Source organism: Vibrio sp. QJM3NY_15 (genome assembly GCF_057785995.1).
This window is the reverse complement of record NZ_CM173517.1, coordinates 3,052,268-3,076,031: the sequence shown is the minus strand read 5'-3', so window position 1 is coordinate 3,076,031 and position 23,764 is coordinate 3,052,268. Positions and strand designations below refer to the sequence as shown.

18 protein-coding genes are annotated in these 23,764 nt (G+C 45.1%); 9 read left to right on the top strand and 9 right to left on the bottom strand.

Going from position 1 to position 23,764, the window contains the following annotated elements; translation table 11 throughout:
- The first annotated feature begins 17 nt into the window (after positions 1-17).
- From aceE to lpdA, 3 genes are all read left to right on the top strand, one after another.
- On the top strand, positions 18-2,681 hold the full coding sequence (gene aceE / locus AC3CKG_RS13600; RefSeq protein WP_017108719.1) for a pyruvate dehydrogenase (acetyl-transferring), homodimeric type: 2,664 nt from the start codon (positions 18-20) through the stop codon (positions 2,679-2,681).
- A 26-nt stretch (positions 2,682-2,707) separates the two neighbouring features.
- The gene (gene aceF, locus AC3CKG_RS13595) at positions 2,708-4,594 is read left to right on the top strand and encodes a pyruvate dehydrogenase complex dihydrolipoyllysine-residue acetyltransferase (RefSeq protein WP_065110807.1); all 1,887 of its coding nucleotides are present in this window, start codon (positions 2,708-2,710) and stop codon (positions 4,592-4,594) included.
- 242 nt (positions 4,595-4,836) lie between these two features.
- Positions 4,837-6,264, top strand: a complete 1,428-nt coding sequence (lpdA, locus tag AC3CKG_RS13590; RefSeq protein WP_017106891.1) for a dihydrolipoyl dehydrogenase — start codon at positions 4,837-4,839, stop codon at positions 6,262-6,264.
- 212 nt (positions 6,265-6,476) lie between these two features.
- On the opposite strand, the gene AC3CKG_RS13585 is transcribed toward lpdA, so the two are convergent.
- Positions 6,477-7,082, bottom strand: a complete 606-nt coding sequence (locus AC3CKG_RS13585; protein ID WP_017108721.1) for a LuxR/HapR/OpaR family quorum-sensing transcriptional regulator — start codon at positions 7,080-7,082, stop codon at positions 6,477-6,479.
- Positions 7,083-7,417: 335 nt separating this feature from the next.
- On the opposite strand from AC3CKG_RS13585, the gene hpt reads away from it, so the two are divergent.
- A complete protein-coding gene (gene hpt / locus AC3CKG_RS13580) occupies positions 7,418-7,948 on the top strand; it encodes a hypoxanthine phosphoribosyltransferase (protein WP_010435974.1) in 531 nt (176 codons plus the stop codon).
- A 95-nt stretch (positions 7,949-8,043) separates the two neighbouring features.
- Here hpt and can read toward each other — a convergent pair whose 3' ends face one another.
- Positions 8,044-8,703, bottom strand: a complete 660-nt coding sequence (gene can / locus AC3CKG_RS13575; RefSeq protein ID WP_017108722.1) for a carbonate dehydratase — start codon at positions 8,701-8,703, stop codon at positions 8,044-8,046.
- A gap of 286 nt (positions 8,704-8,989) precedes the next feature.
- Between can and AC3CKG_RS13570 the strand changes: the two genes are divergently transcribed.
- From AC3CKG_RS13570 to AC3CKG_RS13560, 3 genes are all read left to right on the top strand, one after another.
- Positions 8,990-10,621: a SulP family inorganic anion transporter gene (locus tag AC3CKG_RS13570; RefSeq protein WP_198593315.1), complete on the top strand. Its 1,632-nt coding sequence runs from the start codon at positions 8,990-8,992 to the stop codon at positions 10,619-10,621.
- 320 nt (positions 10,622-10,941) lie between these two features.
- Positions 10,942-11,859, top strand: coding sequence for an ABC transporter ATP-binding protein (locus AC3CKG_RS13565; RefSeq protein WP_488528479.1), 918 nt, complete (start codon positions 10,942-10,944; stop codon positions 11,857-11,859).
- A gap of 1 nt (position 11,860) precedes the next feature.
- Positions 11,861-12,631: an ABC transporter permease gene (locus tag AC3CKG_RS13560; RefSeq protein ID WP_029223246.1), complete on the top strand. Its 771-nt coding sequence runs from the start codon at positions 11,861-11,863 to the stop codon at positions 12,629-12,631.
- A 112-nt stretch (positions 12,632-12,743) separates the two neighbouring features.
- Here the strand turns inward: AC3CKG_RS13560 and panC are convergent, their stop codons facing one another.
- The 7 genes from panC to sfsA all read right to left on the bottom strand — a co-directional run bounded on the left by panC (position 12,744) and on the right by sfsA (position 18,829).
- Positions 12,744-13,634 (bottom strand): pantoate--beta-alanine ligase, encoded by an 891-nt coding sequence (panC, locus tag AC3CKG_RS13555; protein ID WP_017106898.1) that lies wholly within the window; start codon positions 13,632-13,634, stop codon positions 12,744-12,746.
- Between the two features lie 8 nt (positions 13,635-13,642).
- Entirely contained in the window at positions 13,643-14,437 is a 795-nt protein-coding gene (panB, locus tag AC3CKG_RS13550) for a 3-methyl-2-oxobutanoate hydroxymethyltransferase (RefSeq protein ID WP_017106899.1), read from the bottom strand.
- 22 nt (positions 14,438-14,459) lie between these two features.
- Positions 14,460-14,945, bottom strand: a complete 486-nt coding sequence (folK, locus tag AC3CKG_RS13545) for a 2-amino-4-hydroxy-6-hydroxymethyldihydropteridine diphosphokinase (protein WP_488528478.1) — start codon at positions 14,943-14,945, stop codon at positions 14,460-14,462.
- The gene (gene pcnB / locus AC3CKG_RS13540; RefSeq protein WP_017106901.1) at positions 14,942-16,297 is read right to left on the bottom strand and encodes a polynucleotide adenylyltransferase PcnB; all 1,356 of its coding nucleotides are present in this window, start codon (positions 16,295-16,297) and stop codon (positions 14,942-14,944) included. The genes folK and pcnB overlap by 4 nt, the downstream gene beginning before the upstream one ends.
- A gap of 183 nt (positions 16,298-16,480) precedes the next feature.
- Positions 16,481-17,356, bottom strand: coding sequence for a tRNA glutamyl-Q(34) synthetase GluQRS (gluQRS, locus tag AC3CKG_RS13535; RefSeq protein WP_488528477.1), 876 nt, complete (start codon positions 17,354-17,356; stop codon positions 16,481-16,483).
- Between the two features lie 147 nt (positions 17,357-17,503).
- Positions 17,504-17,950, bottom strand: coding sequence for an RNA polymerase-binding protein DksA (gene dksA, locus AC3CKG_RS13530; RefSeq protein ID WP_017108728.1), 447 nt, complete (start codon positions 17,948-17,950; stop codon positions 17,504-17,506).
- Positions 17,951-18,085: 135 nt separating this feature from the next.
- Positions 18,086-18,829, bottom strand: coding sequence for a DNA/RNA nuclease SfsA (gene sfsA / locus AC3CKG_RS13525; RefSeq protein ID WP_065102980.1), 744 nt, complete (start codon positions 18,827-18,829; stop codon positions 18,086-18,088).
- 94 nt (positions 18,830-18,923) lie between these two features.
- On the opposite strand from sfsA, the gene hrpB reads away from it, so the two are divergent.
- Together hrpB and mrcB are read left to right on the top strand one after the other, a co-directional pair.
- Positions 18,924-21,362 carry an ATP-dependent helicase HrpB gene (gene hrpB, locus AC3CKG_RS13520; protein ID WP_488529249.1) on the top strand — a complete coding sequence of 813 codons (2,439 nt, stop codon included), beginning with the start codon at positions 18,924-18,926 and terminating at the stop codon, positions 21,360-21,362.
- Complete coding sequence (mrcB, locus tag AC3CKG_RS13515; RefSeq protein ID WP_488528476.1) at positions 21,359-23,758, top strand: penicillin-binding protein 1B; 2,400 nt, start codon at positions 21,359-21,361, stop codon at positions 23,756-23,758. The genes hrpB and mrcB overlap by 4 nt, the downstream gene beginning before the upstream one ends.
- Positions 23,759-23,764 lie beyond the last annotated feature (6 nt).

The window sequence follows — 23,764 nt, the reverse complement described above, 5'->3', positions numbered from 1 at the left end:
AAAAAGGATAGATCGCCATGTCTGACATGAAGCATGACGTTGATGCTCTGGAAACTCAAGATTGGTTAGAAGCTCTTGAGTCAGTAGTACGTGAAGAAGGTGTAGAACGTGCACAGTTTTTACTAGAACAAGTTCTAGATAAAGCGCGTTTAGATGGTGTTGATATGGCTACAGGCATCAACACGAACTACATCAACACAATTCCAGCAGCACAAGAGCCAGCTTACCCTGGTGACGTAACTCTTGAGCGTCGTATTCGTTCGATTATTCGCTGGAACGCAATCATGATCGTATTGCGTGCTTCTAAGAAAGACCTAGACCTTGGTGGTCACATGGCTTCTTACCAGTCAGCTGCAGCGTTCTACGAAGTATGTTTCAACCACTTCTTCCGTGCTCCAAATGAGACAGACGGTGGCGATCTAGTTTATTACCAAGGTCACATCTCTCCAGGTATCTACTCTCGTGCATTCGTTGAAGGTCGTCTAACTGAAGAACAGCTAGATAACTTCCGTCAAGAAGTTGATGGTAAAGGTATCCCTTCTTACCCGCACCCGAAACTGATGCCTGAGTTCTGGCAGTTCCCTACTGTATCTATGGGTCTTGGTCCAATCTCTGCGATCTACCAAGCGCGCTTCCTTAAGTACCTAGACGGCCGTGGCCTGAAAGAAACTTCAGCGCAACGCGTATACGCGTTCCTAGGTGACGGTGAGATGGATGAGCCAGAATCACGTGGTGCTATCTCTTTCGCTGCGCGTGAGAAGCTAGACAACCTATGTTTCCTAATCAACTGTAACCTACAGCGTCTAGATGGCCCTGTAATGGGTAACGGCAGCATCATTCAAGAACTTGAAGGCCTATTCAAAGGCGCAGGTTGGAACGTTGTTAAAGTTATCTGGGGTAGCAACTGGGATTCTCTACTGGCTAAAGACACGACTGGTAAGCTTCTTCAACTAATGAACGAAACTATCGATGGTGACTACCAGACATTCAAATCTAAAGATGGCGCATACGTACGTGAGCACTTCTTTGGTAAGTACCCAGAAACAGCTGCACTAGTTGCAGACATGACTGATGACGAAATCTTCGCTCTTAAGCGTGGTGGTCACGATTCTTCTAAACTGTTTGCTGCATTCAACAATGCAAAAGAAACAAACGGTAAGCCAACTGTAATCCTAGCTAAGACTGTTAAAGGTTACGGCATGGGTGACGCAGCTGAAGGTAAGAACATTGCACACGGTGTTAAGAAAATGGACATGACTCATGTTCAACACCTGCGTGATCGCCTAGGCCTAGAAGACCTACTATCAGATGAGAAAATCGCTGAACTTCCATACCTAAAACTGGAAGAAGGTTCTGCTGAATACGAATACATGCACGCTCGTCGTAACGCTCTACACGGTTACACACCTGCACGTCTTCCTAAGTTTACTCAAGAGTTCAAGGTTCCTGAGCTAGACGCATTCGCACCTCTACTAGGTGAGCAGAAGCGTGATATCTCTACAACTATGGCTTATGTACGTACGCTAAACATCCTTCTTAAAGATAAGAACATTGGTAAGAACATCGTTCCTATCATCTGTGATGAAGCTCGTACATTCGGTATGGAAGGTCTATTCCGTCAGGTTGGTATCTACAACCCACACGGTCAAGAATACACACCTGAAGATAAAGGCATCGTTTCTTACTACAAAGAAGCAACGTCTGGTCAAGTTCTTCAAGAAGGTATCAACGAACTAGGTTCTATGGCTTCATGGGTTGCCGCTGCAACTTCATACAGCACAAACGATCTACCAATGATCCCGTTCTACATCTACTACTCAATGTTCGGTTTCCAACGTATTGGCGACATGGCTTGGTTAGCAGGCGACCAACAAGCTCGTGGCTTCCTACTAGGTGCTACTGCAGGTCGTACAACACTGAATGGTGAGGGTCTACAGCACGAAGATGGTCACTCGCACATTCAAGCGAACACGATCCCTAACTGTATCTCTTACGACCCAACGTTTGCTTACGAGCTAGCGGTTATCATGCAAGACGGTATCCGTCGCATGTACGGTGAGAACCAAGAGAACGTTTACTACTACCTAACAGTAATGAACGAGAACTACGCAATGCCAGCAATGCCAGAAGGCGCTGAAGAAGGCATTCGTAAGGGTATCTACAAGCTTGAATCTCACGCTGGTGCTAAGGGCAAAGTTCAACTAATGAGCTCTGGTACTATCATGAACGAAGCGCGTAAAGCCGCTGAAATTCTAAGCGAAGAGTATGGCGTAGCATCTGACGTATTCTCTGTAACGTCGTTCAACGAACTAACTCGTGACGGCCAAGCGGTAGAGCGTGACAACATGCTTCACCCAGAAGCTGAAGAGAAAGTACCGTACATCACAACTGTTCTTGGTAAAGAACCTGCAATTGCAGTGACTGACTACATGAAGAACTACGCTGAGCAAGTACGTGCGTACATGCCAACTGAGTCTTACAAAGTACTTGGTACAGATGGTTTCGGCCGCTCTGACAGCCGTGCAAACCTACGTCGTCACTTCGAAGTTAACGCTGGCTACATCGTAGTTGCAGCTCTAACTGAACTGGCTAAACGTGGTGATATCGAGAAGTCTGTTGTTGCTGAAGCAATTGCTAAGTTCGATATCGACACTGAAAAAACTAACCCGCAATACGCATAAGACTGGCATTAAGGTAGGTAAATACAATGACAATCGAAATTAATGTACCAGACATCGGTGCTGACGAGGTTGAAGTAACTGAGATTCTTGTAAACGTTGGCGACAAGGTTGAAGAAGAGCAGTCACTGATCACTGTTGAAGGCGACAAAGCTTCAATGGAAGTTCCTGCGTCTCAAGCGGGTATCGTTAAAGAAATCAAGATTTCAGAAGGTGATTCTGTTTCTACTGGTTCTCTTATCATGATCTTCGAAGCGGAAGGTGCTGCAGCAGCACCGGCTGCGCCAGCAGTTGAAGCGGCGGCACCTGTTGCAGCTGCTCCTGCAGCGGCGGCTGAGCTTAAAGAAGTTCACGTTCCTGATATCGGCGGTGATGAAGTTGAAGTAACTGAAATCATGGTAGCTATCGGCGACGCAGTAGAAGAAGAGCAATCTCTTCTTACTGTTGAAGGTGACAAGGCTTCAATGGAAGTACCTGCACCATTCGCTGGTATAGTTAAAGAAATCAAGATCGCTTCTGGTGACTCAGTATCTACTGGTTCTCTAGTGATGGTATTTGAAGTGGCAGGTTCTGGCGCTCCAGTTGCAGCAGCTCCTGCTCCAGCGGCGGCACCAGTTGCAGCGGCTCCAGCAGCATCTGCTGAGAAAGAAGTGAACGTTCCTGATATCGGTGGCGACGAAGTAGAAGTTACTGAAATCATGGTAGCGGTTGGCGATACAGTAGAAGAAGAGCAATCTCTAATTACTGTTGAAGGCGACAAAGCTTCAATGGAAGTGCCTGCACCATTCGCTGGTACAGTAAAAGAAATCAAGATTGCAGCTGGTGACAAAGTGTCAACAGGCTCTTCAATCATGACTTTCGTGGTTGAAGGCGCAGCTCCAGTAGCAGTAGCGGCTCCAGCACAAGCAGCAGCTCCGGCAGCAGCACCTGCACCTAAAGCAGAAGCAGTAGCTCCAGCAGCTGGCGACTTCCAAGAGAACGGTGACTACGCGCACGCTTCTCCAGTTGTTCGTCGTCTTGCTCGCGAATTTGGCGTTAACCTTTCTAAGGTTAAAGGTACTGGTCGTAAGAGCCGTATCCTTAAAGAAGACGTTCAGTCTTACGTTAAAGATGCACTTAAGCGTCTAGAGTCTGGTGCAGCAGCATCTGGCAAAGGCGGCGACGGTTCTGCTCTTGGTCTACTACCGTGGCCAAAAGTTGACTTCAGCAAGTTCGGCGAAACTGAAGTTCAGAAGCTTTCTAAGATTAAGAAGATCTCTGGCGCTAACCTGCACCGTAACTGGGTAATGATCCCGCACGTTACACAGTGGGATAACGCAGATATCACTGAGCTAGAAGCATTCCGTAAAGAACAGAATGCAATCGAAGCGAAGAAAGACACTGGCATGAAGATCACTCCACTTGTGTTCATCATGAAAGCTGTTGCTAAAGCGCTAGAAGCATTCCCTGCATTCAACTCGTCTCTTTCTGACGATGGCGAAAGCATCATTCTTAAGAAGTACGTAAACGTGGGTATCGCAGTTGATACACCAAACGGCCTAGTTGTTCCTGTTTTCAAAGACGTGAACAAGAAAGGCATTTACGAGCTGTCTGAAGAACTAATGGTTGTTTCTAAGAAAGCACGCTCTGGTAAGCTAACAGCGGCAGACATGCAAGGCGGTTGTTTCACAATCTCTAGCCTTGGTGGTATTGGCGGTACTGCGTTTACTCCAATCGTAAATGCTCCAGAAGTAGGTATCCTAGGTGTATCTAAGTCTGAGATTAAGCCAGTTTGGAATGGTAAAGAGTTCCAACCACGTCTACAGCTTCCACTGTCTCTATCATACGATCACCGCGTGATCGATGGTGCTGAAGGTGCACGCTTCATTACTTTCCTAAACAGCGCACTATCTGACATTCGTCGTCTAGTACTGTAATTGAGAAAGTAATTATTAAGGTGACTTTCGGGTCACCTTAATTCTTTATATAAAGACTATTTTTAGAGAACAGTTTCCGGCATTTCTCATAAACTGCGGGGGAATTGTTGTCTAGCTCACAGGCTAACTTAAAGCTACTTTCACACTGTTAACATCTCTGTAAAATGTTTCCTGTTTGAAAGCCCAATAATTTTAAGAACATCTACTCAGCCTGTTAGGGATAATGACTACAAGAGGTCACAATGAGCAAAGAAATTAAAGCCCAAGTTGTTGTACTTGGTTCAGGTCCTGCTGGCTACTCAGCGGCATTCCGTTGTGCGGATTTAGGTCTAGAAACAGTACTAGTTGAACGTTACAGCACTCTTGGTGGTGTATGTCTAAACGTTGGTTGTATTCCATCAAAAGCACTTCTTCACGTATCTAAAGTAATTGAAGAAGCAAAAGCGATGGCAGAGCACGGCGTTGTATTCGGCGAGCCACAAACGGACATCAACAAAGTTCGTATCTGGAAAGACAAAGTAGTTGATCAACTGACTGGCGGTCTTGGCGGTATGGCTAAGATGCGTAATGTTACTGTTGTTAACGGTTTCGGTAAGTTTACTGGTCCTAACAGCATCGAAGTTGTTGGCGAAGAAACGACAACAATTAACTTTGATAATGCAATCATTGCAGCGGGCTCTCGCCCAATCAAACTTCCTTTCATCCCACATGAAGACCCACGTATTTGGGATTCTACGGATGCACTAGAACTAAACGAAGTACCAGAAAAACTGCTTATCATGGGCGGCGGTATCATCGGTCTTGAGATGGGTACGGTTTACCACTCTCTAGGTTCTAAAGTTGAAGTTGTTGAGATGTTCGATCAAGTTATCCCTGCTGCGGATAAAGACATCGTTAAAGTCTTCACTAAACGCATTAAGAACAAGTTCAAGCTAATGCTTGAAACTAAAGTGACGGCAGTCGAAGCGAAAGAAGACGGTATCTACGTTTCAATGGAAGGCAAGAAAGCGCCAGCTGAAGCTGAGCGTTACGATGCTGTTCTTGTTGCTATCGGTCGTGTTCCAAACGGTGCACTTATCGACGCTGAAAAAGCAGGTATCGAAGTTGATGAGCGCGGTTTCATCAATGTTGATAAGCAAATGCGTACTAACGTTCCTCACATCCACGCGATCGGTGACGTTGTTGGTCAACCAATGCTTGCTCACAAAGGTGTGCATGAAGGTCACGTAGCTGCTGAAGTTATCTCTGGTAAGAAGCACTACTTCGATCCTAAAGTAATCCCATCAATTGCGTACACTGAGCCAGAAGTTGCTTGGGTAGGTAAGACTGAGAAAGAAGCGAAAGCGGAAGGCCTGAACTACGAAGTTGCTACTTTCCCTTGGGCTGCTTCTGGTCGTGCAATCGCTTCTGACTGTGCTGACGGTATGACTAAGATGATCTTTGATAAAGAGACTCATCGCGTAATCGGTGGTGCTGTTGTTGGTACTAACGGTGGTGAACTTCTTGGCGAAATCGGCCTAGCAATCGAAATGGGTTGTGATGCAGAAGATATCGCACTTACTATCCACGCTCACCCAACTCTACACGAGTCTGTTGGTCTTGCTGCGGAAGTATTCGAAGGTTCAATCACTGACCTTCCAAACAAAAAAGCAGTAAAAAAGAAGAAGTAATTTTTCTTTAGCCACTCGCTAATGTTTTTAAAAGCCGCTGATTCGTCAGCGGCTTTTTTATGTCTGAAGTAAGGAACAGGAACGTTTCACTCCGAGATGCGAGTACGCTGCGCTCGGGATGCGAAGAGCGATTACACACGACAAAAAAAGGGTTGACCGATTAGGCCAACCCTTAAGTTATTTACTCGAATCTCGAATCTCGAATCTCGAATCTACTTATAAATGCATAGCATGTTCAAGTAGCTATCCGTTAAGGTCGAAAGTTCTTCTTGTGTATCTACACGTTTCGCTTGGATGAATAGCGAGTAACAAATGCCGTGGAATAGGTTCGCAAGATGTTTAGGGTCGTGATCGTCGCAAACTTCGCCGCGTTCAATCGCTTTACTAAACATGTTTTGTACTAACATCTGGTTAGTGCGGTTAGTGGTTACAAACAGAGGCCACACTTCATCACGAGTCGAAGCGCTCCATTCAAACCATACGTTCAACCAATGGCTATCTTGAGCCACTAACGTCACCATTTCAGTCGCAATATTATGTAGGTTTTCTTTTGCGTGAATATCTAAGTCGATATTGTCTGAAAGGAAGTTAGAGAATTGGCGAACTACGTGATTAAGTACTTCATCAACCAAGTCTTCACGGGTTGGGAAGTAGTTAAATACAGTTGCAACTGATACTTGAGCAATGTCTGCTATGTCTGCATGACCGCCACGGCCAATGCCGCGACGAGAGAAAACTTCAAGAGCGATCTCCATCAATTGCAGTTTTCTTTTTAGGGGTGAAAGCCTAGTTCTAGGTCTCTTAGAGATTGAGTCCATTTTATTTTCCTTGCCAACGAATTTTTATATTAATGATTTTATTATTATTTAAGCCAAGATGAGTGTAATGGTGCATATGCGAATGGTCAATCCTTTGAGCTTATTTTATAGGCAGTTACATCAAACTTGATCCATAAAGCGTGATCAGGATTGATGTGAAAGGAAGCGACTATTGAACAAGGCATCAGCGCACACTTCGTTGAGAATGTATGAGTAAATTCGAACCAGAAGGTGGTGTGGGTATTTGAGCAATGCTAGACTTACTCACAAAATTGAGCGGCACCAATGACAAACTGTCTACACTTGTCGCAATCACCAAATAAAATGAGAGCAGTATGAAGCATACAGTTGAAGTCATGATCTCCGAGCAAGAAGTTCAGGATCGAGTGAATGAACTAGGTAAACAGATCACGGAACATTACAACGGTAGTGAAGATCTAGTTCTAGTTGGCTTATTACGTGGATCTTTTGTCTTTATGGCCGATCTTGCTCGTGCTATCGATTTAACTCACCAAGTTGATTTCATGACCGCATCTAGCTACGGCAACGGCATGGAAAGCTCGCGTGACGTTCGTATTTTGAAAGACCTTGATGACGACATCCAAGGTAAAGACGTTCTACTTGTAGAAGACATTATCGATACAGGTAACACTCTGACTAAAGTGAAAGAGATTCTAAGCCTACGTGGTCCTAAATCTATCGAGATTTGTACTCTTTTAGACAAGCCTTCTCGCCGTGAAGTGATTGTCGATACTAAGTGGATTGGTTTTGAAATTCCTGACGAATTCGTTGTTGGTGTGGGCATCGACTACGCGCAAAAGTATCGTCACCTACCATACATCGGTAAAGTTGTACCTCAAGAGTAATTATTACTCTGTTAAGACTGACAAACAAAAAGGCTCGCACAATGCGAGCCTTTCTTATATCTAGTGATTAAACGATAAGATTTAAACCTTAATAATTAACCAAGAATTGGAGACGATAGGATTTTATCAAGCGCATCTAAGTGACTATTTTCTAACGTGTCATTACTTGAACAACGAACGCCAAGGTCTTGTAGCTTGCCGTTACCAATACCATAAACTACGCCGTGGATTTCAATATCTTGTCCCCGTTCCCATGCGCTTTGCATGATGGTTGAGTTACCAAGGTTGTAGACTTGCTCTGCAACGTTAATTTCGCACAACTTGTCACCCCATTGTTCACGAGGTAGAGATTCAATTTGCTTGCGGTACTTAAGGTAGTTATCGCGAATGTGGAGTAGCCAGTTGTTGATAAGGCCAAGTTTAGGGTTATCAATCGCTGCATTAACACCACCACAGCCATAGTGACCGCATACAATGATGTGTTTAACTTTGAGTACGTCAACGGCGTACTGCACAACAGACAGGCAGTTTAGGTCGGTATGAACCACTTGGTTTGCTACATTTCGATGAACAAACAGTTCGCCAGAATACAAACCAGTGAGACGCTCGGCCGGTACTCGGCTATCAGAGCAGCCGATCCATAGGAAACCAGGGTTTTGACCCTCTTCAAGCGTTGTAAAATACTCTGGTCTTTGAGAACGAATTTCTTCAGACCATTTAGAGTTGTTTTCAAAAAGCTGTTTAATCTCTGGCATTTTGCGTCTTACGTCCCTTAATTAAGAGTTATAACTATACACAATGTTACAAATTCAATCTCGTAAAAACTGTGTCAACTCGCACTCATCTGACGTGTTCTAGCTGTTAAAATCATTAACTTAGCGTAGAAGCTAGTATCTGGTTATAAGACATGAATAATGTGATTGAATTAACACTTTCTGTGTTACAGACTCATTTGTTAAAGTAATAAGGTTTGTCATTTCATCATCAGGAAGGTGTGTTTTGTTTGGAAGTCGTTTTGCGGATATCAATCTCAAAGGAGATATGTTTGGCGGTGTCACTACAGCCATCATCTCACTGCCTTTAGCGTTAGCATTTGGTGTTGCTTCTGGAGCGGGTGCGGAAGCGGGCTTATGGGGCGCCATTATGGTTGGCCTGTTTGCTGCACTATTTGGCGGTTCCAGCAGTTTGATCTCAGAGCCGACCGGACCAATGACGGTGATCATGACGGCGGTGATGACCAGCATGGTCGCTAAATATCCTGAAACTGGAATGGCAATGACCTTTACCGTGGTGATGATGGCGGGTGCATTTCAGATATTACTTGGGACATTAAAGCTCGGTAAATACGTTACTTTGATGCCATATAGCGTGATCTCCGGCTTTATGTCAGGTATTGGCGTTATTCTGATTATCTTGCAACTGTCTCCATTGTTAGGACACGCAGCACCATCGGGTGGGGTGATGGGGACGCTTTCTGGGCTTCCCGATACGCTGGCAAATCTGAAGTTCAGCGAGCTGTTTTTAGGTGTATTAACGCTCGGTATCCTTTTTGGTTTTCCGACTAAATACCGCAAGTATGTCCCAGCACAATTGGTTGCCCTAGTTGCTGTGACCTTATTATCGGTCATTATCTTCGATACGGATTCTATCCGTCGTATTGGTGAAATCCCGGCTGGCTTACCTTCTTTAGTGATTCCAACGATTAGCCCAGAGTTGTTCACAACCATGGTAATCGATGCCTTGGTGCTGGGTACGTTAGGTTGTATTGATACGCTGCTTACCGCGGTGATAGGGGACTCATTAACCCGTAAAGAGCATGACTCTGATAAGGAACTTCGCGGACAGGGCATCGCCAATATGATTTCTGGCTTGTTCGGCGCTCTGCCGGGCGCAGGTGCTACCATGGGCACTGTGACGAATATCCAAGTAGGTGCTCGTTCACCGCTTTCTGGTGTTATTCGAGCGCTAGTTTTAGCGCTGGTGGTATTAGTCGCGGGTGGTTTGACCGAACCGATCCCAATGGCTGTGCTTGCGGGTATCGCCATGTATGTCGGCTTCAATATTCTTGATTGGAGTTTTATTCAGCGTGCTCACAAGGTGAGTTATGCAGGCATGGGTGTGATGTATGGCGTGATGCTCCTTACTGTATTTGTTGATTTGATAATTGCAGTTGGTCTTGGTGTCTTTATATCGAACATCCTGATTATTGAACGCTTGAGCCGTGAACAAGCCAGACAAGTAAAGTCCATCAGTGACGGTGATGACGAAGACGATATCCCGCTGACGGACAGCGAACGTCAGTTGTTAGATACCGCTAACGGTAAGGTGTTGTTCTTCTATCTTTCTGGACCGATGATTTTTAGTGTTTCGAAGGCGATATCGCGTCAGCACTCAAGTATCTCTGATTACGAAGCGATGATCTTAGATCTGACGGATGTGCCAATGATTGATGTGACGGTCGGCCTCGCGCTAGAAAACGCAATCAAAGATGCCCTCGATGCTGAATGTGAGGTTTATCTGTTGTGTCCAAACGAGAATACCCGTCAGCAGCTAGAGAAATTCCACGTGCTTGATCTTGTGCCGGAATCCAACACCTATCGATTCAGATATGAAGCCCTGACAGCTGCAACAAGCTATGTTGATAGAGATGAACATCAATTTGAGTCAGTTTAATTTTCAGCAATAATCTGACATGAATCAGTTATAGACGCCAAATCTAATATTTGTGATTAATGCCGTTAAGTGAATAACTTAACGGCATTTTTATGTTTACTGAACACTGAATTGGTCTTCACATAGCTGATATCCTTGTTCGCTTTCGAAAGAAACTCTCACTCGGCATTTGTATTAATCGTTAATCAACGATAAACTTGCTTGCAAAATGGCCGAGTAAACAAGTTTTGGGTTAGGTTCAACTAGCTCGTTTTAAGTTTCACTCTCTTCCTCAGACTCGGTCATCAACATCTACCTATCGCAAATGGCAGTCTATCTCTATGTATGCATTAGAAATTGAGCAATTAAGAAAAACTTATGCTGGGGGCTTTGAGGCTCTCAAAGGCATCAGTTTACAAGTAAAAAAGGGCGACTTTTACGCGCTTCTTGGTCCAAATGGTGCGGGTAAATCTACGACCATTGGCGTTATTTCTTCTCTGGTTAACAAAACATCAGGCAAGGTTAAGGTGTTCGGTTACGACATTGATACCGATCTGGAGTTAGCGAAACAGAACTTAGGCTTAGTACCGCAAGAATTTAACTTTAACCCTTTCGAAACCGTTGAGCAGATTGTGCTACAACAAGCGGGTTATTACGGCGTGACTAAAACTCTTGCTAAAGAACGCGCGAAAAAGTACCTATCTCAACTCGATTTGTGGGAAAAGCGTGGCGAACGTGCGCGTAACTTGTCTGGTGGTATGAAGCGTCGTTTGATGATCGCTCGTGCACTGATGCATGAACCTCATTTGCTGATCCTTGATGAGCCAACAGCGGGTGTTGATATTGAGTTGCGTCGTTCTATGTGGGAATTCCTGAAAGAGATCAACGAGAAGCAGGGCATTACCATTATCTTGACTACGCACTACCTAGAAGAAGCGGAAATGCTGTGTCGCAATATCGGTATTATTAACCGTGGCGAGTTGATTGAGAATACGACCATGAAAGCGCTGCTGGGTAAGTTAAGTGCTGAGACGTTTGTTCTTGATCTTGAAGAGGGCACTGCAGAGCCTAAGCTTGATGGCGTCAATAGCCAAGTAATGGTCAATGGCTCGCTAGAGATCGAAATCGACAAGAACTTAGGTTTAAACGCTATCTTTGCTCAACTGACAGAGCAACAGATAAAAGTCCTTTCTATGCGTAATAAAGCGAACCGTCTAGAAGAGCTATTTGTGAGCATCGTGCGTGAGGGGAGCAAGTAATATGCATAAATTATATTGGACAGCCTTTTGTAGTTTGTTGACCAAAGAGGTGAACAGATTCACTCGAATTTGGGTGCAAACACTGGTTCCACCTGCGATCACTATGACACTTTACTTCATCATCTTCGGCAACCTGATTGGTGCTCGTATTGGTGAAATGAACGGTTTTAGCTACATGGAATACATTGTGCCGGGTTTGATTATGATGTCGGTGATCACCAACTCGTACTCTAACGTCGCTTCGTCGTTTTTTAGTGCCAAATTCCAGAAGAACATTGAAGAGCTGCTTGTAGCGCCAGTTCCTAACTATGTGATTATTGCTGGTTTCGTGATGGGCGGTGTAGTGCGTGGCTTGTTAGTGGGTACGATTGTAACCTTCGTATCGCTTTTCTTTGTTGACCTGCAAGTTGATCATTGGGGCGTGATTATTGCGACGGTATTTCTAACGTCGATTGTGTTCGCTCTGGGTGGCTTAATCAACGCGGTATTTGCACGCACGTTCGACGATATTTCTATTATCCCAACGTTTATTCTGACACCGCTAACATACCTTGGGGGTGTGTTTTACTCGATCAGTCTATTGCCTGAATTTTGGCAAGGTGTGTCGAAACTGAACCCAATTGTGTACATGGTTAACGCATTCAGATATGGCTTCTTGGGAGTGTCTGATGTTGGTATTGTAACGTCGTTTACTGTATTGGGTGTGTTTATCGTAGCGCTGTATGGCGTTGCACACTACCTAGTGACGAAGGGCATCGGCTTACGTAGCTAATGTCTTCCTTGTAAGTCTTGGAATGAAAGGCAAAGAAAAAGGTCGATATTACATCGACCTTTTTTATGTTCTGCGTTTTGTGCTTTTGTTTCGCATTTAGAGAAGAGAGCGATTATTCCGCTGTTTCTTCTTTCACTTCTTCTTTCGTTTCCGTGACCAAATCGAGAACTTGGTTGTCGATAAGACGAGTCTTACCTAAGAAAGCTGACATCAAGATAACCGCTTGAGTCGATTCTGAAGTGATGGCTTGCAGCGTTTTAGCATCGCAAATGAAAATCTCATCAGGTTGCAGGTCTGCAGCACGAAGTTGGTCAGTTGCATCTTCAATGACAGATGCGTAATCGTCACGGCCGCCACGAATAGCACTACTGATCCAACGCATAGTGCGAGCAAGTACAGGTGCGCGCTGGCGTTCGTCGATAGTCAGGTTGCTATTGCGAGAGCTCATCGCAAGTCCATCCATCTCACGAACGGTTGGTACGCCGATAATTTGGATATCTAAAGCAAGATCCGTCGTCATATGACTAATGACCGCAAGCTGTTGGAAGTCTTTCTCGCCGAAGCATGCAAAGTCTGGCTGAACGATATTAAATAGCTTAGCAACAATCGTCGCCACACCACGGAAGTGGCCTGGGCGAGATGCCCCTTCAAGCATGTGCGAAATACCAGGTACTTCAACAAACGTCTGTTTGTCTAGTCCATCTGGGTACATCACTTCTGGCGTTGGAGTAAACACAAGCTCAACACCTTCGCCTGTTAGTTTGCTTAAATCAGCTTCTAACGTTCGAGGGTAATTGTTCAGGTCGTCCGCACGGTCAAACTGCATTGGGTTAACAAAAATGCTCACCACAACAATGTCTGCTAATTCACGCGCTTTCTTTACCAGCGTCAGGTGGCCTTCATGAAGGTTTCCCATTGTTGGTACAAAAGCAACGGTACGTCCATCACGCTTAAACTGTTTAATCTGCTCGCGAAGAGCCGCTATTTCAGCAAAAGTTTGCATAGTAACTCCTAAGCTATTGTATGAGCTTCATCAGGGAAACGCGCGCTCTCTACTTCTTCTTTGTATAGAGCGACGGCTTTTCGCATATCGCCTGTTTCCGCTAAGAAATTCTTAGAGAACTTTGGCATATAAGTCGCAGAGATACCGAACATGTCATGCATCACTAAGATCTGACCATCGGTAACGTTGCCTGCGCCAATACCAATCACTGGTACATCACAAGCTTCAGTAATGCGTTTGGCTAATGATGCCGGAACACATTCAAGTAATACGATTTGAGCGCCAGCATTTTGCAGAGCTAGAGCATCAGCAACCATTTTGTCTGCTTGTTCGTCGTCACGGCCTTGAACTTTGTAACCACCAAAGATGTTCACTGATTGAGGTGTTAACCCCAAGTGAGCACAAACGGGAACCGCGCGCTCTGTTAGCATCTTCACGGTATCAACCAACCAGCTTCCGCCTTCGATTTTAACCATGTTTGCACCAGCACGCATTATGGTTGCAGCGCTCTCACAAGCTTGCTCAGGTGTGGCATAGCTCATGAACGGCATGTCAGCCATAAGAAGACAGTTTGGGCTACCAGCACGCACTGAGCGAGTGTGGTAAGCAATTTCGTCAACTGTCACTGGCAACGTGTCAGTTTGGCCTTGTAAAACCATGCCTAGTGAATCACCGACAAGTAATACAGGGATCTCTTGGCTTTCGAATAATTGAGCAAAGCTCGCATCATAAGCTGTCGACGTCGCGAATTTACGGCCTTCTTGTTTGCACTTGATAAGGTCGTTAATGGTTACTTTTTTCATTGGGTTTCCTTAATGCGTTTGGCTATTGTTGCCAAACATTGAGCCCATTTTGATCGACTACTTTGAGTAGTTCGCTCAGCTCAGTCCCATCAGGGAGTTGTAAACTTGGTGCGATTTCAGCAAGCGGGTAGAGTACAAACTCTCGTTCTTTCATTCCATAATGAGGAACGGTTAAGCGCTCTGAATCGATCACCTCATTGCCGTAAAGTACAATGTCGAGATCCAAGGTTCTTGGTCCCCAACGTTCGTCTTTACGGACACGCCCTTGCTCTAACTCGATTTTTTGAGTGCAATCAAGCAGTTCAGTTGGCGTTAATTCGGTTTGGATTGCCACTACCGCGTTGATGTAGTCGGGTTGATTTTGCGGCCCCATTGGAGTGCTACTATATAGCTTGGAGGTCGCAATAAACGTTGATCGCGGTAGGCTTTTTAGTGTTTCGATAGCCAAATTTGCTTGGCTAACTGGGTCGGCAAGGTTGCTGCCGACCGCAATATAAGCCGTTATCATTCGGATTGCTTACTTTTTTTATTACGGTAAGTCTTACGGCGACGATGACCTGATTTTGATGGTGCGGCAACGTCATTAGCCATAGCTTGGCGCATATTGCGACCAGCTGTTTGATAACGCTCCCACCATTTTGCTAACTCTTTGGTTTCGCCACCCTCGATTTCGCCACGCATTTCTAGGAAATCGTAGCCTGCACGGAATTTGTTCAGTTCCATTAGGCGTACAGCACGTTTACCGTTGCGACGTGGAAGTCGAACTTGTAGCTGCCAAATCTCACGAATAGTCGCGGTGTGACGACGAGGAATAGCAATCGACTTTACTTGCTGATCAAGGATGATGTTACTTGCTTCCATGATTGCATCGTAGTGCGCCATGCCTTGTTCAGCGACCAGCTTGTCCGCTAGCTTATTCATTGGGTACCAAAGAATTGCAGCAAACATGAAGGCTGGGTTTACTCGCTTGCCATCGTCGATACGAAGGTCAGTTGAATCGAGCACTAAATCAAGCATCTGCTCGGTATGAGAATCATAACCTTCAGTGAAGTGCTCAGCCACAGCTGGGAACATCTGTTGGAATAGATTGTACTCACGCATTAAGTGGTAAGTTTCTAAACCGTGTCCTGATTGCAGTAACTTAAGTGATTCTTCGTAAAGGCGCGCAGCTGGAATATCTTTTAGAAGGTGTGCTAACTCTTCGATTGGGTCGGCAGTATCTTCTTCAATATCGAAATCCAGTTTAGCGGCGAAACGCATAGCACGAAGCATACGTACTGGGTCTTCACGGTAGCGAGTTTCTGGATCGCCAATTAAGCGGATCAGCTTGTCTTCTAAATCTTCCACACCACCCGCGTAATCGTGGATGCTGTAGTCTGCAATGTTGTAGTACATCGCATTAATAGTGAAGTCACGACGCTCTGCATCTTCATCAACATTGCCGTACACGTTATCGCGTAGCAACATGCCTTCATCAGATTGCGCAGACACGTTTTTCGATGGCTCTTGGTGGTGACCACGGAAAGTTGCAACTTCGATGATGTCGCGACCAAACATGATATGTGCCAAGCGGAAACGACGGCCAATTAGGCGGCAGTTTCTAAACAGGTTTTTGATCTGTTCTGGCGTAGCGTTGGTTGCGATATCAAAATCTTTTGGTTGAGAACCCAATAAGATGTCGCGCACACCACCACCGACTAAAAATGCATCAAAACCCGCCCCATTTAGGCGATATAATACTTTTAGTGCGTTGTCGCTGATCTGCTTGCGTGAAATATTGTGCTCTTGACGAGTATAAATATTCAGTGCTAATTCGTGGAATCCGCGTTGTTCGCTTGGGGTATTGTCGTTTGTATTCATTAGTTTAGAACAAAGTAGGTATCGCCAACTTTGTTTTTCTCTTAGTCCAAAGTGGTAGTGCAGAGTTTAATTGCGGCTAATAATAGCTTAGCGCGAGCCATTTGAGAACATCGTCTGCTTAACCACAGTTGTTGGTTATGGCATTTTTATGTGTCGTTTTTGCTATTTAGCTCTGAACTCGGGTTAATCACGGTGTTCTTTTTGTAAACTATCAGGCAATTGAGCAATGCTCCATTGCTGGCAGCCCCAAAACAAAATCTCGTCAATTGAAGCACTCAAAAGGGCTTCGGTAATATCAAAACCTAAGAATCGCATCGCATTAATTAGCGTCGGTTTCGGATTGTCGAGATCTATCGCAGTTGCATGATTTTGTTTTGACAGTTTATTACCCAAGCCATCGGTTGCCAATGGTAAGTGCAAGTAACTGACGGTTTTTTGTTTGAGTGTTTTATATAAACTAATTTGACGGCCTGTTGGTTCAATCAAATCCGCTCCTCGCACAACCTCTGTGATGCCTTGGTCGATATCATCGAGCACGACAGCCAAGTTGTAAGCGAATAAGCCATCTCTACGCTTTATGATGAAATCTTCTTCAGCCAGTGCTTTCGGTATATGAATGTCACCATGGCGAATGTCGGTAAACGATTCAATAGGGTGCGCCATACGTAAGCGAACGGCTTGGTCACCTGAATCCATTAACGCAGCGTGGCGGCAAGTCCCAGTATAAAAGCCGCCAAGGGCTTTGATCTGTTTACGAGTGCATTGGCAATAGTAGGCTTGGTTATCGGCTACCCATGCATCTATTTGAGCTTGGTACAAATCATGACGCTGGCTTTGATACACCACTTCACCATCCCAAAATAGATGATAAGCCTCAAGAGTTTTGAGGATGAGATCTGCGGCGCCAGCCATTTCTCTCGGTGGATCAAGATCTTCCATACGAACCAACCATTCTCCTTGGTTTGATTTCGCTTGAAAGTAGCTGCCAAGTGCGGCAACCAGTGAGCCAAAATGAAGAGGACCTGACGGTGATGGTGCAAAGCGCCCGATATAACTCATGAGTGAAAACCTAGTCTAGATAGAACAACAGTAACCGTTTGTTGGTATTGGTAGCTATTTGATGACAATGAGATAGCGCATGTTGAAAATAGCTTTCAATACAAACAAAAAAGGGAGCGAAAGCTCCCTTTTTTACATCAGCAAGAATTAACCTTGCATTTGTTTCTCTTTGATCTCTGCAAGTGTTTTACAGTCAATACAAAGGTCAGCTGTTGGACGAGCTTCAAGGCGACGAATGCCGATCTCAACACCACAAGAATCGCAGAAGCCAAAATCATCTTCTTCAATCTTATCTAGTGTCTTTTCAATCTTCTTGATAAGACGACGCTCACGGTCACGGTTACGTAACTCTAGGCTGAACTCTTCTTCTTGAGAAGCACGGTCAACTGGGTCTGGGAAATTCGCTGCTTCGTCCTGCATGTGGTGCACAGTACGATCAACTTCTTCCCTGAGCTGGTTGCGCCAAGCTGCTAAAATTTTTGTAAAATGTTCCGTTTGCTCAGGTGACATGTACTCTTCACCTGGCTTTTCTTGGTACGGTTCAACACCTGCGATGGCTAGGATGCCTAGCGCTTTTTTCTTAGATTCTGGCATACAGCATCTCCTATTTACACCTAGTCAACTGCAAAGCAGCTAATTTTAAGGCGGGTATCTATAGCAGAAAGATCTGGTTCTGGCAAATACTCTTATCCAAACTTGTAGTCAAAGTGATTACTTCATCATCTTTGTCTAGCTATTGATAAATTCAACAGCCTGTTTTAGTTGTATTTGAGTACTGCTGAGCTCTGCTTTATAGCAAAGCACTTCAACCCCAGCGTCTTGTGCTTGTTTTAGTAATAACGAATATTTGGCGTCTATATGGTGTGCTGCAGATACTTTTTCAATACCTGAATGTAAAACAGTGAATAAAAGTACGGCTCTATTTCCAGATTCTGCCATTTCTGTGAGTTCACGCAGGTGTTTTTGGCCTCTGGTGGTGACCGCATCAGGGAAAAAGCCTTGTCCTTTGGTTGAGGTCCCTTGCTTAGTTGATGTTTGTTGCTCATCAAGCAAAGTGACACTTTTTACTTCGATATAACAAGGTGGCTTTTCACTGTCTTCCAGCAGAATATCAATTCGACTATTCTCACTGCCATATTTCACTTCAGTTCGTAAAGCGTCATAGCCTAAGAGTTCAACTATAGTCTTATTTTCAATTGCTTCCACTGCCAGTTGGTTCGCTCGCGCAGTATTTACACAAATTCGATGACCTTTATCTGTTTCTGAGATCTCCCAACTGTTTGGGTATTTTCGCTTTGCATTATCTGAGGTTGAATACCAAACCGTATTACCGGGTGTGGCGCAGCCAGTCATGGCTCCCGTGTTCGCACAATGGATCGTGCGCTCACTGTCGTCAGGCAGTGTGATATCAGCAAGAAAACGTTTATAGCGTTTAATAAGAGTCGCTGGCTCTAAAGGGGGATTGAAGTGCATATTACTTATTTAGACAGGTGGGTTTTTATGTACAATGTTGCCAACATTACACCACAAGGTTCTCCCATTGCCACAACTGCCCATAGAAGCTGTGATGCCAGATCTGCTCACTGGCGTAGAAACACATACTCAACTTATTCTAAAGGCCGCTCCCGGTGCGGGTAAGTCAACGTTTTTCCCTCTGCAGTTGGTTAAGACTAATGCTGTTAAAGGGAAAATTATCATGCTCGAACCAAGGCGCTTAGCGGCTAGGAATATTGCGACTTACCTAGCGAGTCAATTGGGAGAGAAGGTGGGAGAGAGCATTGGTTTTAGAGTTCGTGGTGAATCTAAAACCAGTAGTGCAACGCGTTTGGAAATCGTCACTGAAGGGATCATGACCAGAATGATCCAAAGCGACCCTGAATTGACAGGTGTGGACATGGTGATCTTTGATGAATTTCATGAACGCAGCATTCATGCCGATACCGCATTAGCGTTTAGCTTAGAGATCCAAGAAGCGCTGCGAGATGATCTCAAGGTGATCGTGATGTCAGCGACATTGGATCAACACGCGCTGCAATCTTTGCTGCCTGATGCCAAGTATGTTGAATCACAAGGCCGAACTTTCCCTGTCGATTTCCGTTATCAGCCGCTAGGCTCGAATGAATATTTAGCACCTAAAATGGCCAAGGTGATTCAATCTCTGATGGAGAAAGAATCGGGCTCACTTTTGGCTTTCTTACCGGGTGTCTCGGCGATAAAACAAGTGGAATCACAGCTTGGACAACTTGCTAGTGATATTGATGTGTGTCCGTTGTATGGCCAGTTGAGTTTTGAACAGCAACAGAGAGCCATTGCGCCGTCAAAGCAAGGTCGCCGAAAAGTGGTGTTAGCCACCAATATCGCGGAAACTTCTTTGACGATTGAGGGGATTCGCTTAGTTGTTGATTCGGGATTGGAAAGGGTCGCAAAGTTCGATCTTAAAACTGGAATCACCAAACTTGAGCAAGTAAAAATCTCACAATCCTCAGCGGAACAAAGAGCGGGTCGTGCTGGGCGAATCGAAGAGGGCTTGTGTGTTCGCTTGTACAGTGAAACACAGTTGATGCAACAACCATCCGTTCCTGAACCTGAAATACTCCATTCTGATCTCTCTTCGCTGGTGGCTGAATTGACGCAATGGGGAGCAAGTAGTGCCGATGAGCTTCATTGGTTAGATGTTCCGCCACAGGCATCGATTGAGCAAGCGACAGAACTGTTACAAGGGCTTGATTTATTAGATAGTAATGGGCAATTTACTCCAGTCGGAAAGCAAGCCCAGCGCTTAGGTATTGAGCCGCGTATCGCCAGTATGCTGATCAAAGCGCAGCAAAACAGCCAAGCCTTGTTGAATGTCGCGATTGTCGCTGCCGCTTTACTCGAAGAACCTGAACGTAACGTGACAGATATTCAACACTCGCTACATCGACTTACGCAAAGAAAGCACTCGAAAAATAGTGTTGTGATGCAGCGAGCGAAAAGTCTCGCTAGCAAACTCAATCATCACCTGGATTTGTCACAAGTCGATGAATCATTGCTACCATTAGTGCTTTGCTTGGCCTTTCCAGACCGAATTGCTCAATCGAGAAGTGCGACTGGCTGTGCATTTCGTCTTGCCAATGGCCATGGAGCCGAGGTTCGTGATGATGATCCGCTGGCAAACAACGAATACATCGTGGTGATTGATTTGATGCGGACGGCAGGGCGAGCAAGTCAGATCTTTTTAGCGACACCGATTGATATAGTGCAGCTTGAGGCTTCATTCTCCGGTATTTTCACACGCGAAGATTATGCAGATTGGGATGAAAAACGCGGTCGCTTGGTTGCTGAAGAAAGAGTATTACTGGGTAAGCTGATTATCAGCACTAAACCTTTGCCAGAGCCTGATTCCGATCAGATAAGCCAAGCGTTACTGAATTATATCGCTCGACGCGGACTTGAAAGCTTAAATTGGACTGCTTCTGCTAAACAGCTGGTTGAACGCGTGCGCTGTGCTGAGTTGTGGCTGCCTGAACAGCAATGGCCTCAAATGGATGAAGCGAGCTTATTGCGCCATCTTGATGGGTGGCTTTTACCTTATTTGAATGGTATCAAGTCGGCAAAAGGACTGACGAGTATCTCGGTCGAGCAAGCATTGTCGGCTTATCTTGGCTGGCCTCTTAATCAAGAAATTGATCAATGGTTACCTACGAATTACCTGATGCCAACGGGCAGTAAGAAGTCGATTCGATACCAATATCTATCTGAGCCAATGATCTCTGTTCGAATGCAGGAAGTCTTTGGTGAGCAAGATTCACCCTTGATTGCCCAAGGGCGTAAAAAGGTAGTGCTTGAGTTATTGTCTCCTGCGCAACGACCACTGCAAATTACTCAGGATTTAGCTGGCTTTTGGGCTGGCGCGTATAAAGAAGTTCAAAAAGAAATGAAAGGCCGTTACCCCAAACATCCTTGGCCGGATGACCCTGCTAATCATGTAGCAACCACTAAAACTAAACGACAGTTGAACCGATGATGACCAAAATGTTAACGCCGAAAAAGGCACCACCTAAAAAAGCGCCAGCAAAGAAGTCACCAGCGACCAAAGCCAAGCCAAGAAAGCCTAGAGCAGCCGCGAAGAAAAGTAAGGCAAAGACCAAGAAAACGGGCAACAAAGGTTGGCTGAAGATCCTATGGGGTATCGCTTGGAAGCTGGGTTTAGCAACGGCAGCTCTGTTGTTGTTCGTTGGGATTTATTTGGATTCGGTGGTTAAGCAGCGTTTTGAAGGTCAGCTTTTTGATCTGCCAACCGTTGTTTATGCTCGTGTATTGGATCTATCTCCGGGTACAGCCGTTAGTTTGGTACAAGTCAAAAATGAATTGGATGTGCTGAATTACCGTAAAGTGAATTCCCCTCGTCACCCTGGTGAGTACTCTTCTTCTTCAACCAAGATTGAAATGATTCGTCGTCCGTTCGAGTTTGTCGATGGGCCAGAAGCCGATCGTCATGTGATGCTGCACTTTAATGGCAACGAGCTAACTCGTATCCAGTCATTAGAGAAAAAAGGCGACATGGGTTACTTACGTGTCGAACCTAAAATGCTCGGTATGCTTGAGAAAAGTAACGATGAGCAGCGTTTGTTCTTAAAACGCAATCAGTTCCCTGAAGTGATGGTTGACGCATTGCTGGCAACCGAAGACCGAAACTTCTATCAGCATGATGGGGTTTCACCATTGGCGATCGCTCGTGCAATGGTAGTGAACATCAAGGCAGGACGAACGGTTCAAGGTGGCAGCACGTTGACGCAACAGTTGGCGAAAAACCTGTTCTTATCGAGTGAACGTACTTTGTGGCGTAAGGTGCGTGAAGCGTATATCGCACTTATCTTGGATCATCGTTACAGCAAAGATCGTATCTTAGAAGCGTATCTGAACGAGGTTTATCTTGGGCAGAATGGTGGTGAAGCGATTCATGGTTTCGGCTTGGCATCTCGTTTGTATTTCGGCCAGCCTATTCAAGAGTTAAGAATTGATCAGTTGGCACTGCTTGTTGGTATGGTGAAAGGGCCTTCGTATTACAACCCTGTTCGCTACCCAGAACGTGCTAAGACTCAACGAGATCTGGTTCTTCGCTTGTTGATGCAGCAAGACATCTTGACTCCGCGACAATACGAAGAAGCAGCAAGTCGTGATTTAGATATTCAAGACAACCCTCGTATTGCCAGCCGTCAGCCAGCTTACTTCCAACAAGTAAACATTGAGCTGAAGAAGTATGTGGGTGATCGATTTGAAGCTCAGAAAGGTATTCGAGTCTTTACCTCTCTAGATCCGGTTTCTCAAGATAAACTAGAGAAATCGATTGCTCGTAAGGTGCCAGATCTGTCTAGAACGGCAGGTAACAAATTGGAAGCGGCTGCGATTGCTGTTGATAGAAATACCGGAGAAATCCGAGCGATGGTCGGCGGTAAACGTACCGGTTACGATGGTTTTAACCGTGCACTGAATGCGAGTCGTCCTATTGGTTCTTTGGTTAAGCCTGCAATCTACTTAACCGCATTAGAACAACCCGAAAAGTACACGTTAGCGACGACTTTGATGGATACGCCACTGAGCTTGAAAGGCAGTAAAGGAAGCGTATGGAGCCCAAGAAACTTCGACCGTAAGTTTCGCGGAGACGTGCCGTTGTATGTGGCGCTTTCTAAGTCTTATAACGTACCGACCGTTCGTTTAGGGATGCAGTTAGGTATTGATAGTGTCTCGGATACGATTGGCAAACTGGGTGTTGATAAAAACGAAATTCGCCCAGTTCCATCGATGTTCTTAGGTTCATTTTCGCTAACACCGTTTCAGGTAGCACAAATGTACCAAACGATTACTAACTCTGGCCGTATTGCGCCTTTGTCTGCGCTTCGCTCTGTTATTGATAGTGAAGGTGAGGTGTTGTATCAATCGATTCCTCGTGTTTCACAAAGCGTTGATCAGCAAGCGGCTTGGTTAACAACGTATGCGATGAAGCGTGGTGTGTCTGAAGGCACAGGTCGTTTCCTACAAGGTCAGTTTGCATGGGCAGGATTAGCCGGTAAAACCGGTACCAGTAACGACAGTCGAGACAGTTGGTTTGTTGGTGTTGATGGTCGTGAAGTAACGACGATTTGGTTAGGTCGAGATGATAATAAACCGACTAAACTAACAGGTTCTAGTGGTGCGTTGCGTGTCTATGCTGATTACCTGAAACAGAGAACACCAGAACAGCTATTGTTGCCTTGGCCAACAGGAATTGCGACTGCTAGCTTTACTCGAACTTCTGAAGGGGCGTTAGAGTTTGATTGTGATGGTACGGTGAAATTACCGGTTTGGGATGAGAGTGGCAGCATTAAAAAGGGCTGTGAAAGTCAACCAAAACAGTGGCTAAAGAAGCTTTTTCAGTGGTAAAGTCAT

Excerpts from the sequence above, each read along its gene's own strand:
- can (WP_017108722.1), bottom strand. The coding sequence starts at position 8,703 with ATGCCAGAGATTAAACAGCTTTTTGAAAACAACTCTAAATGGTCTGAA.
- aceE (WP_017108719.1), top strand. The coding sequence starts at position 18 with ATGTCTGACATGAAGCATGACGTTGATGCTCTGGAAACTCAAGATTGG.
- mrcB (WP_488528476.1), top strand. The coding sequence starts at position 21,359 with ATGATGACCAAAATGTTAACGCCGAAAAAGGCACCACCTAAAAAAGCG.
- AC3CKG_RS13585 (WP_017108721.1), bottom strand. The coding sequence starts at position 7,082 with ATGGACTCAATCTCTAAGAGACCTAGAACTAGGCTTTCACCCCTAAAA.
- hpt (WP_010435974.1), top strand. The coding sequence starts at position 7,418 with ATGAAGCATACAGTTGAAGTCATGATCTCCGAGCAAGAAGTTCAGGAT.
- lpdA (WP_017106891.1), top strand. The coding sequence starts at position 4,837 with ATGAGCAAAGAAATTAAAGCCCAAGTTGTTGTACTTGGTTCAGGTCCT.
- AC3CKG_RS13565 (WP_488528479.1), top strand. The coding sequence starts at position 10,942 with ATGTATGCATTAGAAATTGAGCAATTAAGAAAAACTTATGCTGGGGGC.
- gluQRS (WP_488528477.1), bottom strand. The coding sequence starts at position 17,356 with ATGAGTTATATCGGGCGCTTTGCACCATCACCGTCAGGTCCTCTTCAT.
- aceF (WP_065110807.1), top strand. The coding sequence starts at position 2,708 with ATGACAATCGAAATTAATGTACCAGACATCGGTGCTGACGAGGTTGAA.
- pcnB (WP_017106901.1), bottom strand. The coding sequence starts at position 16,297 with ATGAATACAAACGACAATACCCCAAGCGAACAACGCGGATTCCACGAA.
- panC (WP_017106898.1), bottom strand. The coding sequence starts at position 13,634 with ATGCAAACTTTTGCTGAAATAGCGGCTCTTCGCGAGCAGATTAAACAG.
- panB (WP_017106899.1), bottom strand. The coding sequence starts at position 14,437 with ATGAAAAAAGTAACCATTAACGACCTTATCAAGTGCAAACAAGAAGGC.
- sfsA (WP_065102980.1), bottom strand. The coding sequence starts at position 18,829 with ATGCACTTCAATCCCCCTTTAGAGCCAGCGACTCTTATTAAACGCTAT.
- dksA (WP_017108728.1), bottom strand. The coding sequence starts at position 17,950 with ATGCCAGAATCTAAGAAAAAAGCGCTAGGCATCCTAGCCATCGCAGGT.
- AC3CKG_RS13560 (WP_029223246.1), top strand. The coding sequence starts at position 11,861 with ATGCATAAATTATATTGGACAGCCTTTTGTAGTTTGTTGACCAAAGAG.
- AC3CKG_RS13570 (WP_198593315.1), top strand. The coding sequence starts at position 8,990 with ATGTTTGGCGGTGTCACTACAGCCATCATCTCACTGCCTTTAGCGTTA.
- folK (WP_488528478.1), bottom strand. The coding sequence starts at position 14,945 with ATGATAACGGCTTATATTGCGGTCGGCAGCAACCTTGCCGACCCAGTT.
- hrpB (WP_488529249.1), top strand. The coding sequence starts at position 18,924 with ATGCCAGATCTGCTCACTGGCGTAGAAACACATACTCAACTTATTCTA.